Source organism: Achromobacter spanius (assembly GCF_003994415.1).
Taxonomy (GTDB): Bacteria; Pseudomonadota; Gammaproteobacteria; order Burkholderiales; family Burkholderiaceae_B; genus Achromobacter; species Achromobacter spanius_C.
In genome coordinates, this window is record NZ_CP034689.1 from 2474747 (window position 1) to 2491896 (window position 17150).

At 63.2% G+C, this 17150-nt stretch carries 15 protein-coding genes; 3 read left to right on the forward strand and 12 right to left on the reverse strand.

Features of this window, described 5'->3' with window-relative positions; genetic code table 11:
• Nucleotides 1-15: 15 nt before the first annotated feature.
• From napA to ELS24_RS11555, 5 genes are all read right to left on the reverse strand, one after another.
• Nucleotides 16-2511, reverse strand: coding sequence for a periplasmic nitrate reductase subunit alpha (gene napA, locus ELS24_RS11535; protein ID WP_050447995.1), 2496 nt, complete (start codon nucleotides 2509-2511; stop codon nucleotides 16-18).
• A complete protein-coding gene (locus tag ELS24_RS11540) occupies nucleotides 2495-2812 on the reverse strand; it encodes a chaperone NapD (RefSeq protein WP_127184183.1) in 318 nt (105 codons plus the stop codon). The genes napA and ELS24_RS11540 overlap by 17 nt, the downstream gene beginning before the upstream one ends.
• 23 nt (nucleotides 2813-2835) lie before the next feature.
• Nucleotides 2836-2994: a periplasmic nitrate reductase, NapE protein gene (gene napE, locus ELS24_RS11545; RefSeq protein ID WP_127184184.1), complete on the reverse strand. Its 159-nt coding sequence runs from the start codon at nucleotides 2992-2994 to the stop codon at nucleotides 2836-2838.
• 218 nt (nucleotides 2995-3212) lie between these two features.
• On the reverse strand, nucleotides 3213-4067 hold the full coding sequence (locus tag ELS24_RS11550) for a 3-keto-5-aminohexanoate cleavage protein (protein ID WP_127184185.1): 855 nt from the start codon (nucleotides 4065-4067) through the stop codon (nucleotides 3213-3215).
• Nucleotides 4064-5026, reverse strand: a complete 963-nt coding sequence (locus ELS24_RS11555) for a 3-hydroxyacyl-CoA dehydrogenase family protein (RefSeq protein ID WP_127184186.1) — start codon at nucleotides 5024-5026, stop codon at nucleotides 4064-4066. Before ELS24_RS11555 ends, ELS24_RS11550 begins: the two co-directional genes overlap by 4 nt.
• Nucleotides 5027-5149: 123 nt before the next feature.
• On the opposite strand from ELS24_RS11555, the gene ELS24_RS11560 reads away from it, so the two are divergent.
• Nucleotides 5150-6058, forward strand: a complete 909-nt coding sequence (locus ELS24_RS11560; protein WP_050447990.1) for a LysR family transcriptional regulator — start codon at nucleotides 5150-5152, stop codon at nucleotides 6056-6058.
• 59 nt (nucleotides 6059-6117) lie between these two features.
• Here ELS24_RS11560 and ELS24_RS11565 read toward each other — a convergent pair whose 3' ends face one another.
• The 5 genes from ELS24_RS11565 to ELS24_RS11590 form a co-directional block, all read right to left on the reverse strand.
• Entirely contained in the window at nucleotides 6118-7233 is a 1116-nt protein-coding gene (locus tag ELS24_RS11565; RefSeq protein ID WP_127184187.1) for a hypothetical protein, read from the reverse strand.
• Complete coding sequence (locus ELS24_RS11570) at nucleotides 7233-9422, reverse strand: T6SS effector BTH_I2691 family protein (RefSeq protein ID WP_342672812.1); 2190 nt, start codon at nucleotides 9420-9422, stop codon at nucleotides 7233-7235. Before ELS24_RS11570 ends, ELS24_RS11565 begins: the two co-directional genes overlap by 1 nt.
• 62 nt (nucleotides 9423-9484) lie before the next feature.
• Nucleotides 9485-9946 carry a toxin VasX gene (locus ELS24_RS11580; protein ID WP_127184190.1) on the reverse strand — a complete coding sequence of 154 codons (462 nt, stop codon included), beginning with the start codon at nucleotides 9944-9946 and terminating at the stop codon, nucleotides 9485-9487.
• Nucleotides 9943-10839 carry a DUF4123 domain-containing protein gene (locus ELS24_RS11585; RefSeq protein WP_127184191.1) on the reverse strand — a complete coding sequence of 299 codons (897 nt, stop codon included), beginning with the start codon at nucleotides 10837-10839 and terminating at the stop codon, nucleotides 9943-9945. The genes ELS24_RS11580 and ELS24_RS11585 overlap by 4 nt, the downstream gene beginning before the upstream one ends.
• A complete protein-coding gene (locus ELS24_RS11590; RefSeq protein ID WP_127184192.1) occupies nucleotides 10836-12947 on the reverse strand; it encodes a type VI secretion system Vgr family protein in 2112 nt (703 codons plus the stop codon). Before ELS24_RS11590 ends, ELS24_RS11585 begins: the two co-directional genes overlap by 4 nt.
• Before the next feature lie 142 nt (nucleotides 12948-13089).
• Between ELS24_RS11590 and ELS24_RS11595 the strand changes: the two genes are divergently transcribed.
• A complete protein-coding gene (locus tag ELS24_RS11595) occupies nucleotides 13090-13326 on the forward strand; it encodes an AbrB/MazE/SpoVT family DNA-binding domain-containing protein (RefSeq protein ID WP_127184193.1) in 237 nt (78 codons plus the stop codon).
• Nucleotides 13327-13377: 51 nt separating this feature from the next.
• Here the strand turns inward: ELS24_RS11595 and ELS24_RS11600 are convergent, their stop codons facing one another.
• On the reverse strand, nucleotides 13378-14061 hold the full coding sequence (locus tag ELS24_RS11600; protein WP_050447984.1) for a GntR family transcriptional regulator: 684 nt from the start codon (nucleotides 14059-14061) through the stop codon (nucleotides 13378-13380).
• A gap of 17 nt (nucleotides 14062-14078) precedes the next feature.
• Nucleotides 14079-15854 carry an IlvD/Edd family dehydratase gene (locus tag ELS24_RS11605; protein WP_164741241.1) on the reverse strand — a complete coding sequence of 592 codons (1776 nt, stop codon included), beginning with the start codon at nucleotides 15852-15854 and terminating at the stop codon, nucleotides 14079-14081.
• Nucleotides 15855-16076: 222 nt separating this feature from the next.
• Here ELS24_RS11605 and ELS24_RS11610 point away from each other — a divergent pair, with 222 nt between their 5' ends.
• Nucleotides 16077-17072 (forward strand): Bug family tripartite tricarboxylate transporter substrate binding protein, encoded by a 996-nt coding sequence (locus tag ELS24_RS11610; RefSeq protein WP_050447982.1) that lies wholly within the window; start codon nucleotides 16077-16079, stop codon nucleotides 17070-17072.
• The last annotated feature ends 78 nt before the right edge of the window (nucleotides 17073-17150 follow it).

Below are 17150 nucleotides of genomic sequence, written 5' to 3' on the forward strand. Positions count from 1 at the left end.
GTCTCCCCCAGACCTTCAGACTTTGACGATCCTGACCGCGCACTTCTTGAAGTCGGTCTGGAACGAGATCGGGTCGGTGGCGTCCAGCGTGACTTTGTTGATCAACTGGCCGGCGTCGAACCACGGCACGAACACCAGGCCGCGCGGCGGCTTGTTGCGTCCGCGCGTTTCCAGGCGGGTACGCATCTTGCCGCGCCGCGATTCGATTTCAACCTCCACGCCGCGTCGCAAGCCCATCGCCTGGGCGTCGTCGGGGTGCATGAAACAGACCGCGTTGGGAAAGGCGCGATACAGCTCGGGCACGCGCCGCGTCATGGACCCGGAATGCCAGTGCTCCAGAACGCGGCCAGTGGACAGCCAGAAGGGATATTCCTTGTCGGGGGATTCCGGCGGCGGTTCGTAGGGCAGGGCATAGATGATGGCGCGACCGTCGGGGTGGCCGTAGAACTCGAAGCCCGCGCCGGCCTTCACATAGGGGTCGCTGCCTTCGCGGTAGCGCCACAGCGTTTCCTTGCCGTTGACCACCGGCCAACGCAGGCCGCGCACCTCGTGGTAGGTGTCGAAGGGCGCCAGGTCGTGGCCATGGCCCCGTCCGAACTCGGCGTATTCCTCGAACAGGCCCTTTTGCGCATAGAAGCCGAATGCCTTGGCTTCCTGGTTTTCGTATTCCGCGTTCAATTCGCTGTTGGGGAATTTGTTGACCTTGCCGTTGGCGTACAGCACGTCAAACAGCGTCTTGCCGCGATATTCGGGTTTCTTGGCCAGCAGATCGGCGGGCCAGACTTCTTCCACCTTGAAGCGCTTGGAAAATTCCATCAACTGCCACAGGTCCGAACGCGCGTCGCCCGGCGCGTTCACCAACTGATGCCAGAACTGCGTGCGCCGTTCGGCGTTGCCGTAGGCGCCTTCTTTTTCCACCCACATGGCGGTGGGCAGGATCAGGTCGGCCGAAATGGTCGTGACCGTGGGGTAGGCGTCCGACACCACAATGAAATTGGCCGGGTTGCGGTAGCCGGGCAGCCCTTCGTTCATCAGGTTGGCGGCTGCCTGCATGTTGTTGTTCACCATCACCCAGTAGGCGTTGATGGTGCCGTCCTTCAGCATGCGGTTCTGCAACACGGCGTGCGCGCCCACCTTGTCGGGGATGGTGCCATCGGGCAGTTGCCAGATCTCTTCGGCGTGTGCGCGATGCTTGGGGTTGGTCACCACCAGGTCGGCCGGCAGCCGATGCGAAAACGTGCCCACTTCGCGCGCGGTGCCACAGGCCGATGGCTGGCCCGTCAATGAGAACGGGCTGTTGCCGGGCGTCGAGATCTTGCCGGTCAGCAGATGGATGTTGTAGGCCATGTTGTTGGCCCACACGCCGCGCGTATGCTGGTTGAAACCCATTGTCCAGAAAGAGGTCACGCGGATCTTCGGGTCGGCGTAAAGCTCGGCCAGATCACGCAACTGCTTTTGTGGCACACCCGTCAGCTTGGAGGTGTATTCCAGGTCGTATTTCGAGACGAACTTGGCGAATTCATCGAAGGTGATGGGCTTGGATCCGCCGGCCTTGTCCGCGTTCTTGGCGGCTTTCTGCAAGGGGTGATCGGGGCGCAGGCCATAGCCGATGTCGGTATTGCCTTCGTGAAACACGGTGTGCTTGTCGACGAAGTCGCGGTTCACCCGCTTGGTCTGGATGATGTAGTTGGCGATGTAGTTCAGGATGGCCAGGTCGGTCTGCGGCGTGAAGGTCAGCGTCAGGTCGGCCAGCTCGTAAGAGCGGTGTTCGAAGGTGGATAGCACCACCACGCGCGTCTTGGGCGCGGACAGGCGGCGGTCGGTGACGCGGGTCCACAGGATGGGGTGCATCTCGGCCATGTTCGAACCCCACAGCACGAAGGCATCGGCGTTCTCAATGTCGTCATAACAGCCCATGGGTTCGTCGGCGCCGAAGGTACGCATGAAGCCCACCGCCGCCGACGCCATGCAGTGGCGCGCGTTCGGGTCCAGGTTGTTCGACCGAAAGCCCGCCTTCATCAGCTTGAGCGCGGCGTAGCCTTCCCAGATGGTCCATTGGCCCGAGCCGAACATGCCCACGGCGGTCGGCCCCTTGTCTTTAAGCACGCGCTTGAACTGTTCGGCCATCACGTCGAAGGCCTGGTCCCAGGACACCGGGGCGAATTCACCGTCCTTGGCGTACTTGCCGTCTTTCATGCGCAACAGCGGCGTGGTCAGCCGGTCGTTGCCGTACATGATTTTTGACAGGAAATAACCCTTGACGCAGTTCAGGCCCTTGTTCACATCGGCATTGAAATCGCCATGCGTGGCCACGACCTGGTTGTCCTTCACCGCAACGTTCACGCCGCAGCCGGTCCCGCAGAACCTACAGGGCGCCTTGGACCATTTGAGCTTGGCGGCCTCGGATTCCGTCACGATGTTCTGCGTCATGCCGACGATGGGTATACCCGCCACGGTGGCGGCCGCCGCGGCGGCGGACTGCTTGATGAAATCTCTACGAGCCATGGACATCGCCAATCTCCTCGTTCATCGCGGCCAGCGTGTCGGCATGCTGGTAGACCAGCGCCGAAGCCAGTACGCCTTCCAGGCGCTGGATCTCGGAGATCCGCGCCATCATGTCGTCGGTGGTGGGCGCTTCCAGCGTGACGACCAGCTTGCCGGTGTCGGACGCGCCATGGATGTCCGACCCTGCTATCGCCAGGATGGCGGCGCGAACGTCGGGCAAGCGGTGGGGCAGGGCATGCACAACCAGACTGGCGATGTGCAGCTCGGGCGGCGCCAAGGGCGGCGCGTTGGGAGGAAGCGCGGACATGGAGGGGGTTCCGTCGCTTGGCATCAGCTGCCCGGGGGGCCGGCGATCAGCTGATAGGCCCAGACGATGAACCCATAGCCCGCCACGATGATGACCGTAAGAACGGGGGCCATGACAGCCGTCAGGAACAGGAAACTGCGAAGCTCCTGAGGCTTGGTGTAGCCATCAGACTCGTTTTGCACACACCACCTCGCTTTGACAGTTGGGGTATTGCGTTGAACGTGCGGATGTCGAAGTTTTTAGCAGTGCTTTTACATCGCGTCAATGTTGCGTCAATGTCGCGCCACGGTGCAACAGTTTTGCGGCGCTGCAATAAAAATGTGCCTGACACGTTTGCCGATTCAGGTCGGCAAGGCGTCAGGCACGCGACACGCAAGTGGTGTTGATTCGTGTTTTTAAATCAGGCGATCGCACCATAGATGCGGCGCGCGTCAGCGGCGCTGGCGATGGGGCGGCCCAGCGCGCGCGCGCCGTCCGCCGCCTGGCGCACCAGCGCGGCGTTGTCCGGTGCGATGCCGCCGTCGCGCAGCTTCAGGTTGTTTTCAAAGCCCACGCGCATGTGGCCGCCAAACGCCGCCGCCGTCGTCACGCAGGCGTTTTCCTCGGGGCCGAACGCGCATACCGCCCAGGGCAACGACTGGTCGTACGCGGCCAGGAACGGCAGCAAGTCATACGCCGACGAGGTCTGGCCCGCGCTGTAGCGGCCCAGCACGAACAGCACCGACCACGCGCCCGGCGGCACCAGCCCGCGGGCGCGCAGTGACAGCCAGCGCTGCACGTCGCCTTCGTCGTACAGGATGATCTGCGTCATGATGCGGCGCTCGGCCAACCACGCCAGGAACGCCGCCAGTTCCGCCTCCGGAATGTCCGGCACGGCAATTTCACGCAGGCCGATCGACACGGCTTCCGGCTGCAATTCGCGCACCAGCGCAATCTGCTCGGCCGCCTTGTACACGCCAGCGGCTTCACTGGTGACCTGCACCAGCAATTCGCGGCCCACGGCGCGGTCCACGGCGGCCAGCGCGTCGCGGTAGGCGGTGGCGTCCAGCAAATGGCTGCCGTCCGGCTTGCGCACATGCATGTGCATCATGCCGGCGCCCGCATCCAGGCAGGCGCGGGCTTCACGCGCCAGGTCGTCGGCGGTCAGCGGCACGGCAGGATGGTCGGCGGCTTTCTTGTAGGCGCCATTGGGCGCCACGGTGATGATGACGGGGGAGTCGGCCAGCGCGGCGCGCGGCAAGACAGAAGCGTTCAAGGCTGGATCTCCGGCAATTCCGGGTTGATGAGGTCTAGGCCGGCGCGCAGCAGGCGGTCGTAGCGCGCGCGTTCGGCGGCAATGGTCTCGGGCGTCCAGGCGTAGAAGCCTTCGCCCGCCTTCATGCCGTGGCGGCCATCGGCGGCGCGTTCGGTCAGGCAGCGCGCGGGGTGGTCGGCGTTGCAGAACGTGGGGTACATCGTGGCGCCCGCGGCGGCGTGCACGTCGATGCCGGCGTGGTCCCGCTGCATGACGGGGCCGGCGGCCAAAAAGCGAAAGCCAAAACCGAAGCGCACCGCGGCGTCCACGTCTTCCGGAGACGCAATGCCCCGGTCGATCAGGTCGAACGCTTCGCGCGACAGCGCATGCTGCAAGCGGTTGGCCAGGAAGCCGGGCAGGTCCTGCTTGACCTTGACCGGCACGCTGCCGCAACGGCGCATGAAGGCAATCAAGGAATCCGCGCAGGCGTTGTCGCTGGCTTCGCCCAGCACCACTTCCACCAAGGGCACCAGATGCGCGGGCATGAAGAAATGCAGGCCCAACATGCGGCCGCGCGTGTCCAGGCCCTGGCTGATGGCGCTGATCGGAAAGCTGGAGCTATTGCTGGCCAGGATCGCATCGGGACGCGCGCGCCGCGCCAGGTCCGCGAACAGCGCCTGCTTGATGTCCAACCGTTCGGGAATGCATTCGATGACGAGATTCACCGTGGACCAGTCCACCTCGTCCAGGCTGGCGGCCGTGCTCAGCAGCGCGGCGTTGGCCTCGCGCCCGATGGTCTTCAGATTTTCGGCCAAGCGCGCAGGCAGGCCCAAAGCGCGTTCGGTATTGGATTCGATCACGATGGTGCGGCAGGCAGCGCGGGTCAGCACCACCGCCACGTCGGCGCCCATCGTGCCGCCGCCCACCACCACTGCATGCGCCGCGCCCGGGTTGGGCAGCGCCGTTGCGTCCGTCTGCATGGAATGCTCCTGTGATTGCTTCGTTGTTGGGGGCGAGTGTAGAGAAGGGCGTTTGATAGATGAATCAGATTTTTTGGATAGAATGATCGATAAATCAGATCAATGAATGCGGGGTGTAGAGACATGCAGATCAACCTGTCGATGCGCGACATCGATACCACGCTGGTGCTGGGCCGCACGCTGAATTTTCGTCAGGCGGCGGCGCAATTGCATTTGTCGCAATCGGCGCTGTCCACACAGATACAACGGATAGAAGAGGCTTTGGGCGTGCGCCTGTTCGACCGCACCACGCGCACCGTGCGCCTGACGGCCGCGGGCGAAGTCTTCATGCAGCAGGCCGCGACATTGCAGGCGGCGTTTCGCGACGCCATCGCGGCGGTCAGCAGCATTACCAGCGCCGAGCAGGGGCAGGTGTCGGTCGCCGCGCTGCCCTCGCTTGCCGCCCGCTTGCTGCCGCGCGTGCTGATGAGCTATCGCCAGGCGCACCCGCATGTCGCCCTGAAAGTGCGCGACACCTTGTCGGGCCCGGCCTTCGACCTGGTGCGCGCGGGCGAAGTCGACTTCGCGCTCACCGCCGCCGACCCGCAGCACGCCGACCTGCACTATGTGCCGCTGATGTCCGACAGCTTCTTGCTGCTGATTCCGGAGTCGCATGCACTGGCCAAGTCGCGCGGCCCGCTGCGCTGGGCCGACACCGCCACGGCCGAGCATGTGTCGATGGTGCAGCCCAGCAGCGTACGGCAATACACCGAATGGGCGTTCTTGCAGAACCGCATCCGCTTCACGCCCGCGTTTGAAGCCGAGCACCTGACGACCATCGTGGCCATGGTCGAATGCGGCTTCGGCGTGGCCGCACTGCCCGAGATCGCGGCGGGCGCCGTGGCGCAGACGGGGATCGTGCAACGCCCGCTGATCGGGCCGGTGGCGGAAAGATCGATTGGCTTGGTCACGTCACGCAATCGCAGCTTGTCGCCGGCGGCGGCGGCGTTGGTGGGAACGTTGAAGGAGTATCTGGCGTTGCAGGGGCGGTGAGGGGGCGCTGGGGGGGGCGTCAACGACGGCTGCTACCGCCAGCGGCAAGCGGCTGGCGGTTAGCGTTTGCGGTTCTCCCAGCTTCCCTTGAGGGAAAATCGTTTGGGCCGTGGCGGCGGCGAACCCGGCCGCACGACCCATCGATGCGCGTTTTCCAGCAGCGCCGCACGAACATCGGGCGGGTAGTCGTCGATGGTGGTCAACGGCGGCGGCGGCTTGCCGGGCAAGCCAGCTTCCCGAATGATCTTTGGCCAACGCGGACGCCAGCACAACAGCAGCGACACCCAGTGGGCCAGCCCGATAACCACCAGTGCCGGGGATATCAATAGCATTCCAAGCCACGTCAGTGGGCCGCTGTGACGCAGGTAAGGACCCAGCGCCTCGAACTGTGCCGCGAACGCAGCCCAAGGCAGGGGCAGGTGCGAACTTAGGCGCGGCGGGTCCACCGCATCCAGGCCACCTTCATCCATGTAGCGACGGATGTATTCCCATTCGGCTTTCATTTCGAATTCGCTGACGCTCTTTTTTCCGACGAAAACCATGTTGGGAAACGGAAGCGGAGAGTAGGGCGGGTACCAACCGACGACGAGGTTCACGCCGGGGACGGTATCGTGATGAATGTCATCCCAAGGCAGCACGGCGATGCCGCCGCAACTGGCTGGGCGGTGCAGATAGACCTGGCGGGTGATGCGGTTGAAGCGGATGAGCAGGTGGCGGGAAGTGAAGGATTCCAGGCGGGTGAAGCGGAAGAGGTATTTGAAGTAGACGTAGAGCAGGCCAACTCCCTGCACGGTAACGAGTATCAGATGCAGCGTGCGGGCAATGCCCCAGGGGTTTCTGTCAAACTCGGACAAGAGTGTCGGAAGGTATATAAATGCCTCCACCGCAGCCCCGAATATGAAGATGGAAATCATAGTGATAAATCCGCGCTTTTCTTCCATGCCACCGCAGCGCATTTCGAGGATGGTGTTGTCGCAGGCGTAGACGGGGCCTCTTGACATGGCGTGGTCAAAGCGTGATGCGCGCAATCGCGCATATTCGGCGACAAGTAAATCTTCGTATACGGGTTCTAAGGCCTTGTTGACGATGACGTTCGGATTTTCGTCCGTCTGTTCCTGTAGCCACGCGTCGGACTTGATGACGGAAAGCCAAAGAATCCACTCCATCAAGTACATCAGATTATCTCCAGCAAGGCGCCGTACAGGTCGGCCAGTTCATTTTCCATTTCCTTATGCGGGCTGTTGTCTTGGTAGTCGACTCCGCGGTAGGTGCAGCGCTTGCACCATTTTTCCAAAGCGTCGTCGTCAAAGATGGCTATAGCCACGGTGGCGGCAACGCCTATCAACGTGCTACGCAATAGTGCACTGCGTAGCAGGACCAGCATGGCCGGCTTGCCGAGGTACGCGGATACCTTCGCCGCCGCCATGATGATGGAAGTTATCGCGTATGACTTTCCGCCTCGCTCCGCCAGGATCTTCAGCATTGGACTGGCGGCGGCGAAGGCAATGCTTGACTGGCTTCCTACCATCGCAAGCGCGGCCGCAAGCCGTAGTCGGTACGCCAGAGCCAATTCCGTTTTTCCCTCGCGCGTTGCGGCTCGCTCGTCTTTCAAGTCATACCCCATCAACACCACCCCACCCACCGCCGCGAGCGTTCCACCGACCAGCTTCAGTTGCCCCTGAAAAACCGTCGCGCCGCGCCCGGTCGCGCTGGCGGCGCTGTAACGCCCCAGCACCAACCCCGTACCCGCCGCCAATATCTCCGTTCCTGCAGCGCCCGCAAGCAAGCCATGGGCGATCAGTTCCCCCACGCCGCGTTCATCGCTGGGCATGTCCCGCACCCGCAAGGCAATCAAGGCCGCTTCAAAGAACAGCAGCCAGCTGCTGGCGCGTAGCTTGTAAAAATCACTGCGATGGGCATCCACAAGTTCCGTGGCAAACGCGAAGCGGGTGTTCCTGCCAATTTGGGCGCGCAACCGCTTGGGGTCCGCGCTGCGCCCCAACTGGGTCAGTTCGTCAATGCGCATGTTCGTGGCGCGCTTGCTGATGCTGGCGGCCAGCCAGCTTCGGGTGATGCCGTGGAGGAACCATTCCTTGCCGGTCGATCCGTAGCGCAGGGATTGGCGGGCCAGGCTGGAATACCAGGCCAGGGCGCCGCCCGCCAGATTCGTTTCTCCGGCTTCCGCCAACGCTTCAAATAACCCGTTCGCTTTGTCGAATAGATCGGCCAGCTGTTGAACCGCGACGAACCCCGTCTGAACCTGCTGGATCATCCTGTCGTTGGATAGGACGGGGTCATGCGCTTCGGTTTGCGCTCGAATTCGCGCTTCTTCCAGCGTGCGCTGCAATTCCGCTTGAATCTCTGTTTGGTTCAGCGCAAAACCACGCATCGCCAAGTTGGCGCGTTCGTTTGGGTTGCCGGTCCACCACTTTTCGATCAGATCCGCTGTGCTCTGGCATCCATCCGCGCCCAGGACGCACAAGCCGGTCTGGCCCGCGAAGCGCCAGCCGCTGGCCAGATCCCTGTCATCGTAGAAGTCCAGCGCGGTCAGTAGTTGCTTGCTGGCGAGCCACAGTTCGTGATTCTTGGCGCGCTTGGCGCCGATGGCTTCGGCGGCCTCCGATACGGCGTCGAAGGTTTTCAGCTCCGCGTCCATGTCTTCCACACGCAGCGCTTGCCCAGGTTTTGCGGGAGACAGGTATTTACCGTGAAACCTGCGCTGGTACTCACCGCTATCCAGCTTGGCCTGCACCTTGGCGCGCAGGGCGTCTTCGAACTGAGTGATGTACTGGTCTGCTTCGTTGTCCCAGCGTTCGCGCTCCTCGTCGTTCAAGATCCAGTTGCGGCCCGCCGCCATGCCCGGGTCATAGACCCGGGCGCGTTCTATATCGATGAAGTGCTGGGCTTCCAGCGCGGCCGAGCGGGATTCGAACTGCTGCTTGACGTCGGTAAACGCCTGCGCAACCAAGACCTTGCGCTGGTTCTCGATGCCTTTGTCGTCCTTCTTGTCCAAGTACCGCTGCACGGCTTCATAGGCGTCGTTGCGCCAGCTATTGAGTTGCTGGGTGATCCCGATGGCGTCATGCAGCACGATCCCAAAGCCACGAGCACGGCGCGCGCTTTCCTTCAGGTCCAGGGCGACAACGTTGCGCGCGTAGTGGTTTTCAGGATTGGAATACAACTGGCTTGCCAGAACTGGCGCGGTGTCGGGCTGGTCTTGCGCGATGGCATCGGCCAGCGTGTTGTCGATGATGCTGGGATCGAGCACGTCGGTTGCCCGCGAGCACGACATCATCAATCTCCGGATATCGAACGTTTGCAGTTGATTGCGTAGCGGGCTGAAGCTGGATATCAAGTTCAGCATGCGTGTCGTCAAGGGATCGGGCGTGAACAGGGCGCGAAGTTCTTCGATGTCTTCGGGGGCTTTCAAGCAAAGGGTCCAGCCACCCGGGCCGCTCTCGGCCGAGCCGTGCAGGTCGTGCACGCTGGCTGGCCGTTCATAGAGCGGCTCGTGTTCGAAGCGCTGGGGGCATAGGGAAATACACGCTTCAACAGCCCGCTGTCATAAGTGCGGTAGGCGCTTTCGCAGGACCAGTCGTTCCGGAATCGTTTCGTGAACAGGTAGAGATAACCCCTGCGCATCGTGCGTACGGCATAGCGCGCGTGCTCGCCTTGGAGTGGCGGTAACCCGGACGCAAGGTGAGGCGGCAGCGCTGGCGCCAAGGCTTCAAGCGCCGGGTCGGCGTCGGTCAGGACGGCGTAGCGCAAGGGCAGGATGGCGACTTCGCTCTTGCACGCGACGACCGCGCTGGGGCCGGCGTCGCAACGGGTTCTGTCGGCGATGCGCAGGATTTGCGGCACCAGGGACTCAAGGGTGGGCGTCGTCATCGGGAAGTCCTGTTGCGTGGCATGGGAATCGGAGTAGTGACGGCTAGCGGCGCTTCGCCAGCAACAGCCTGCTGTAGCGCGTGTTGCCATGCGCGGTCGGTTTGCAGGCTGGCCGCCGGCCGCGACAGTGCCGTGAATACGTAGGCAACCAGATCGTCGTGGCGGTTCAGCCCAATCTGATTCGCCGAGGCATGATGCGACCGGATCTGCGCCAGTCGGACGCCACGACATTGCGTGGAGAAAACGTCTGGCGACACTTGTTCAAGCTCGTCCAGCAGTCGGTGGGGAAGCGGGTCGCCCGCCAGGGCGTTCCACAGCGCTTCTGTCAGCACCAGCGGGCTGGGTGACCGGCAGCGTGCGTTTGCACTGCCCGGAATGCGGTGCCATTGCGGGTGCTGGATGTTGGCGCCCGCGAACCACCATGAAACGACCGGCGCGAAGACGCTGGCGACCCAGGCAGCATCGGCCGTACGGTACAAAACGGGTGTGATCAAGGGGTCGTAATAGCGCAGCAGGTAACGTTCGCCGTCATTGCCTAGCGCGAAACAGGCCTGGCTCAGATGGGTGGCCAGGTCGGCAGGGCAGAGAACGCTGGTGATCCAGGCCTGGACGATGTCGGTGTCGTAGGCGCCCGCGATCGACCGCAGGGCATCCCGCGACTTGGGACTGCTGTCGTCAGGCCCCACCAGCATTGCACCCAGCGGTCGCAAGGCCAGGAAATCGGGGTGCAGCAGCAGAGGATGCATCCGGCCGGGCATGTCGTGCTGGATCATGTCGCGCTGGGCATCCGATAACCGCGCCATATCGATCAGCACCATCAGGTACCGCGCTTGTCCGGCCGGCGCGGCGTGGATGTCTTCCTCCAACGCGCGTTGCAGTTGCTGCGGAATCATGGGCTTACCTTCATCAGGGCGGTGCGTTCTTTTGCGGCCTTGATCCAGCAGCTCAGGCAAATGGGTTCGTCCAGGTTTGGCGTGCCGTCGATGTTCAGGGGCAGCCCGGCGCCGACACCCTGCTGACTGAGCGGCCCCTTGATGTTGATCGCCACGCCATCCAGCGTGATGCCGCCCTCGTCCAGGGTGATGGACCCGCCAGGGCTTTGCAGCACGATTCGCTCGCGGGTATGCAGGCGGTAGATGGGGGTTTCCCGGTCAATGGCATGACCGGCTTCAATACGGTGATGGCCCTGCACCTGGTGCTCGACGTGGCCGCCCGTTTCTACCCAGTGATTGGCAAACGTCTTGTCGCGACGGTTGTTGCCGACCTCTTCCGTACGGTCCTTGCCAGTAATGATGGTGTGGTCGCGCACGATCTCCAGCAGGTCGTCCTGGCCGATGCGGTGGCGTCGGTCTTGGCCGATGTCTGCGCGTTCATCATTGCCCACGGTGTCTTCACGATCGTGGCCGATCACGATGGTTTCGTCGTTTTCTACTTTTTCACTGCGGTCATGCCCGACAAACGTGCTTTCGTCGTGATTGACGTGAATGTTCTGATCCTTCTGCGCGTGGATGTAGATTTCTTCCTGGTCGCGTTCGTCTTCAAAGCGCAGCTCGTTATAGCCCTGGCCCTTGTGGGTCTGGCTCTTGATGGTCATGCGTGTCTTGTGGCGCGGTAGTTCATAGGGCGGCAGTTGCAGCGCCATGTGCGTTCTGCCGGTGATGACCGGCTGGTCCGCGTCGCCGTCCAGATAGTTCACGATGACTTCCTGTCCGATCCGAGGTATCGCGATGTGACCCCAAGTGGCGCCCGCCCAGTTCTGCGACACGCGTATCCAACAGGAGCTGTGCTCGTCATGCTTGCCCAGGCGGTCCCAGGGAAATTGCACCTTGACTCGTCCATAGCTGTCGCAATAGATTTCCTCGCCAGCGGGGCCCGTCACCGTGGCGATCTGCGGCCCGTCGATCCTGGGTTTGGGTAAGGGCGCGGCTCGCCATTCGGCATGCTTGGACACAAGTTCCGCGGTGTAGCCGTAGCGCGTGCCGAGTTGGGCGTCGGCGCCGTCTTCTTGCTGGCTGGTGTGCTGGACGCCGTGATGGCGCATGCGTATCGGGCGCCAGCCTTGGTTGAGGTCGCTGCGCGGATGGCCGACGAGTTCGAAGGACAGCCCAGGAATCAGGCGCGGGTCGTCGCCTTCGACGGTTGCAACGCGCGCGTCCCGCCGCAGGCCACGCAGTCGGTTTTCAGTAAAGGGTTTGCCCGCTTCGTCGCGCTTGTAGCGACCCGGGTAGTCGTAACGTTCGTAGTGGGCGTGCTGATGTTGCAGGTCGCTGCCGTCGCGGCTGTGTTCCTGGGCGTATCGCGGATGGCTGTAGGTGTAGTCGCGCTGGGTCTGCCGAGCGGTACGGACTTGCTCGGCATAGGAAAGCCGCCGTAGCGCGGGTTCGGGTTGGTCGCCGCCGGGCGCGGGTTGATAACGCACGGCATCCCCGTCAATGCGGCCGTGTATGTGCAGGCGGTCGCTGTGCACCAGCCGGTGGCCCTTGGCGTGGTGATGAAAGGCGTAGAAAAATCCTTCTTCGCGGGCCAGGCGTTCAAGAAAGTGCAGGTCCGTGTCGCCCGCCTGTACGCAATATTCACGCGCCAGGTGCTCGTGCGTAATCGTCTGCTCGTAGTCGAGGATGCCGTGCTCTTTCAGCACGAGTTGCAGAATCTCGGGCACGGACAACTGCTGAAAGATCCGCCAATCGGAACACAGGCCTGCGCGGGCCAGCAGCGGTTCAACGGTGGCGCGATAGCGCGTGCGGCGAAAGCCGGTCGTGCCTTGCTCGAAGCGGGACACCACGCCGTGCACATAGCGCACCGGGGTGTCGCCGCGCCAAATGGTCAGCAGCGCGGGTTGATCCAGGATCCGGGCAAAGTCGATCGACGCATCATCGCTGGCCAGTTCCAGGTCCAGGCGAAACGGTTCGGAAAGCGCCTCATCCAGCGTGAATTCGACAAGCTCGAAATCCAAGCCGCCGACAACGCCGAAACTAAAACGCAGGTCGCATTGATGAGTCACGATAGCTCCCCGGAACGTGAGATGCCGACATGGTCGGCCACATCGCCGGAGTAGAGCTATAGGATGATTATGAAATGTAGACGGTGGTGTCTTCAGGCATCATTAATGGAAATGCCCTTCGTTTATCCAAGGAGTACCTCACATGCGAGTCGTCAAGTTCGGTAGCGGCCTGGCTTTACGCCTGCCCGACAACGTGGTCGATACGTTGAACCTGAAAGAGGGCGATGATGTTGAAATCCACGTCAAGGATGATCGCCGTTTCGAAGTGCGCAAGACCGTCGACGAGGAAGATGTGCTGATCAGGTTGCGTAAATTCCGTGGGAAGCTACCCGCGGATTTCATCTTCAATCGCGACGAAGCGAACTGCCGCGGTTGGTAACGCGGATTTTTTCTTTCCAACCTTACCTGATCTATGAAACGCCGCGGAATTTCACGCCCGTAACCGCGTCTGCTCCGACGCCAGATAGGCGTCTCTTGAAGGCAGCAAATGATCCCGGCAGATTGTCATCAGCGCGTCGCGGTCGCCTGCGCGCAGCGCCTGGATCATGGCCCAGTGTTCCTGCCTTGCGCGTTCGCGGTAGGCGGGTGCGACCAGCGTGCCGAAGCGGATCGGATGGGTGCGGCGGGCGTATTCCTCGATGGCCTGACCCAGCACGGCGTTGTCCAGCAGGCCGAAGAATTCGTGATGAAAGCGCTGATTGCTGCGGAACACGCGGCGCGCGTCGCCGTCCGCCACGGCGGCGTCGTGTTCGCGTTGCACCATGACCAAGGCCGCCAGTCGCGCTTCGGGCACGGGTAGCGGCATCTGGCTGGCAGCGTGCACTTCCAGCACTTCGCGCAGCGCGTACAACTCCATGACTTCGCGTGCCGAGAATGCCCGCACGACCGCGCCGACGTTGCGCTTTTTTTCCACCACGCCCAGCAATTCAAGCTCGGTCAGCACTTGCCGCACGGCATGGCGCTTCATGGAAAAGCGCGCCATCAGCTCGTCTTCGGTCAGGCGTTCGCGCGGGTGCAGCCGGCCGAAGACGATGTCTTCTTCCAGGGCTGCCACCGCGGATTGCGTGGCGTCGGGGGCCTCTGCTTGCAGGGCGTCGGGCGTGATGGCGTTCATGTCGGCTTTAAGTTGATTTACTTTTTCGGCACGGTGTCGTGCGTGACGCCAGCGCGCAGGAAGTCGAAGTCAACCCCCTGGTCAGCCTGCGTCACGGTTTGCAGGAACAGCTTGCGGTAGCCACGGTCGGCGGTCGGTCGCGTGATCGGCTTTTCCGCCGCGCGGCGCGCCAGTTCGGCGTCGTCCACCAGCAACGCGATTTCCCGGTTGGCCACCGACAGCCGGATGCGGTCGCCATTTTGCACGTAAGCCAGCGGGCCGCCAATCGCGGATTCGGGCGTGACGTGCAGCACGATGGTGCCGGCCGCAGTGCCGCTCATGCGGCCGTCTGAAATGCGGACCATGTCCTTCACGCCCGCGCGCGCCAGCTTCTTGGGGATCGGCATGTAGCCGGCTTCCGGCATGCCGGGTGCACCGGTCGGGCCGATGCGCTTGAGCACCAGGATGTCGTCGGCGGTCACGTCCAGCGCGTCGTCGTCGATGCGGCGCGCCATGTCCTCGGCGTCCTCGAACACCACGGCGCGGCCTTCATGCTCCATCAGCTTGGGGTTGGCGGCCGATTGCTTGATGATGGCGCCGCCCGGCGCCAGGTTGCCGCGCAGCACGGCCAGGCCACCCACTGGGTAGATGGGGGCGGCGGCGGTGCGGATCACGTCCTGCTTGAAGGGCGCGGGTGCGTCGTCCAGTTCCTGGCCCAGCGTGCGGCCGGATACGGTCATCACGTCCAGGTGCAGGTACGGGCGCAGTTCGCGCAGCAGCGCCAGCATGCCGCCCGCGTCGTGGAAGTCTTCCATGTAGTGCTGACCTGACGGCTTCAGGTCGACCAGCACGGGGGTTTCACGGCTGATGCGGTCCAGCCCGGCCAGGTCGATGTCGATACCCAGACGGCCGGCGATGGCGGTCAGGTGGACGATGCCGTTGGTGGAGCCTCCAATCGACAGCAGCACGCGCAGGGCGTTTTCAATGGACTTGCCGTTGATGATCTGATCGGGCGTCAGGCGCGATGCGGCCATGGCCACGGCGGTGGCGCCGGTGCGTTCGGCCACGCGCACACGGTCGGCGGTAACGGCTGGGGCCGACGCGCCGCCCGCCACCATCATGCCCAAGGCTTCGGTGATGCAGGCCATGGTGCTGGCCGTGCCCATCACCGAACAGGTGCCCACGCTGGCGACCAGTTGGTTGTTGACGTCGGCGATCTCGGGTGCGTCGATCTCGTCGGCACGGTAGCGGCCCCAGTAGCGGCGGCAGTCGGTGCAGGCGCCGACCCGTTCGCCACGATGCGAACCGGTCAGCATCGACCCCGTGACCAATTGAATGGCGGGCACGCCGGCGGATGCCGCGCCCATCAATTGCGCGGGCACGGTCTTGTCGCAACCGCCAATCAACACCACGGCATCCATGGGCTGCGCGCGGATCATTTCCTCGGTGTCCATGGACATCAGGTTGCGCAGGTACATGCTGGTGGGTTGCGAGAAGCTCTCGTGCACCGAGATGGTCGGGAAGTCCATGGGCAGGCCGCCCGCCAGCATGACGCCGCGCTTGACGGCTTCGATCAGTTGCGGCGCGTTGCCGTGGCAGGGGTTATAGCTGCTGCCCGTGTTGACGATGCCGATGATGGGGCGGGCCAGGGCGTCATCGGACAAGCCGGCGCCCTTGATGAACGCCTTGCGCAAGAACAGCGAAAAGCCCTTGTCGCCGTAGTTCGTGAGCCCGCGCGCCACGCCTTGCGCGGTGGCGCTGTCGCTATCAAAAGGGCCCATCGCGGGCTTGGCGCCCTTGCTCTCGTCCGTCATTTTCAGTCCCGATAATATTATTGATAATCCAGGCCGAAGATCATATCCAGCCTTTGAATACGTCGGCAAGCGGTTTCTGCGGACGCGAATATTGATCTAAATAAACGATCAGTCGATAGAAAAATTCTGATTCTTCAATCAAGTTCAGGCTCCTAAACTGGCGCGGTTGACGAGCCGGGCGTCCGTCCATTCCTATACTCATCCCGGCTGGAGAGAGACCTTATGTCAGACCTGCGTCTGCGGCCGCGCCGTGCCGTCCTGCTATCCCTGCTGGCCTTGTGTGCCGGTGTGTCCGCCCCGGCCCTGTCCGCCGATGCCTACCCGGACAAGCCCATCCGCCTGATCGTGCCGTATCCGCCCGGGGGCGCCACCGACGTGATCGGCCGCGTGCTGGCGCAGGAGCTGACGGGCGCGCTGGGCCAGTCCGTGATCGTGGAAAACCGCGCGGGCGCGGCGGGCAACATCGGCGCCGACCAGGTCGCCAAGGCGCAGCCGGATGGCTACACCTTGCTGATGGGCGCGCTGACCAGCCATTCCATCAATGCCGCCTTGTACCGTGGCCGCGTCACGTACGACGTGCAAAAGAGCTTCTCGCCGGTGTCCATCGTGGGCACGGTGCCGCTGGTGTTCGTGGTGAACCCGTCGGTGCAGGCCAAGACTTTGTCTGAGTTCATTGCCCTGGCCAAGTCCAAGCCGGGCTACATCACCATGGCGTCGGCCGGCAACGGTTCGCCGCAGCATCTGGCGGGCGAAATGTTCAAGCGCGCCGCCGGCGTCGACATCCTGCACGTGCCCTACAAGGGCAGTGGCCCCGCCATGACCGACCTGATGGGCGGCCAGGTGTTGAGCATGATCGAAACCGTGCCGGCCGCGCAGGGCAACATCAAGGCGGGCAAGCTGCGCGCCTTGGCGGTGACGTCGCCCACGCGTGTGGACGCGCTGCCGGACGTGCCGACCGCGGCGGAAGCGGGCCTGAAGGATTTCGAGGTCAGCTCCATGTTCGGCATCGTCGCGCCCGCCAACACCCCGGCGCCCGTGATCGACCGCTTGAACGGCGAACTGAAGAAGATTCTGGCCAAGCCAGAGGTGAAGGCGTCGTTGTTGAACCAGGGCGCCATCGCCACCTGGACCTCACCGGCCGATGCGGGCAAGCGGGTGTCGGCGGAAGTTGCGCGCTGGACCAAGGTGATCGACGAAGCCGGGGTGAAGCCAGAGTAAGCTTCGCTGCTGCGATTCACGGCTGAACCATTTAAGCCACACGCCGAAGATTTCCGTACGGAGTCTTCGGCGATATTT

What these genes read in the sequence shown, in the direction of transcription:
- napA (WP_050447995.1), bottom strand. Translation starts at nt 2,511, where the DNA reads ATGTCCATGGCTCGTAGAGATTTCATCAAGCAGTCCGCCGCCGCGGCG.
- ELS24_RS11540 (WP_127184183.1), bottom strand. Translation starts at nt 2,812, where the DNA reads ATGTCCGCGCTTCCTCCCAACGCGCCGCCCTTGGCGCCGCCCGAGCTG.
- ELS24_RS11555 (WP_127184186.1), bottom strand. Translation starts at nt 5,026, where the DNA reads ATGCAGACGGACGCAACGGCGCTGCCCAACCCGGGCGCGGCGCATGCA.
- ELS24_RS11560 (WP_050447990.1), top strand. Translation starts at nt 5,150, where the DNA reads ATGCAGATCAACCTGTCGATGCGCGACATCGATACCACGCTGGTGCTG.
- ELS24_RS11565 (WP_127184187.1), bottom strand. Translation starts at nt 7,233, where the DNA reads ATGTACTTGATGGAGTGGATTCTTTGGCTTTCCGTCATCAAGTCCGAC.
- ELS24_RS11570 (WP_342672812.1), bottom strand. Translation starts at nt 9,422, where the DNA reads ATGCTGAACTTGATATCCAGCTTCAGCCCGCTACGCAATCAACTGCAA.
- ELS24_RS11580 (WP_127184190.1), bottom strand. Translation starts at nt 9,946, where the DNA reads ATGACGACGCCCACCCTTGAGTCCCTGGTGCCGCAAATCCTGCGCATC.
- ELS24_RS11585 (WP_127184191.1), bottom strand. Translation starts at nt 10,839, where the DNA reads ATGATTCCGCAGCAACTGCAACGCGCGTTGGAGGAAGACATCCACGCC.
- ELS24_RS11595 (WP_127184193.1), top strand. Translation starts at nt 13,090, where the DNA reads ATGCGAGTCGTCAAGTTCGGTAGCGGCCTGGCTTTACGCCTGCCCGAC.
- ELS24_RS11600 (WP_050447984.1), bottom strand. Translation starts at nt 14,061, where the DNA reads ATGAACGCCATCACGCCCGACGCCCTGCAAGCAGAGGCCCCCGACGCC.
- ELS24_RS11605 (WP_164741241.1), bottom strand. Translation starts at nt 15,854, where the DNA reads ATGACGGACGAGAGCAAGGGCGCCAAGCCCGCGATGGGCCCTTTTGAT.
- ELS24_RS11610 (WP_050447982.1), top strand. Translation starts at nt 16,077, where the DNA reads ATGTCAGACCTGCGTCTGCGGCCGCGCCGTGCCGTCCTGCTATCCCTG.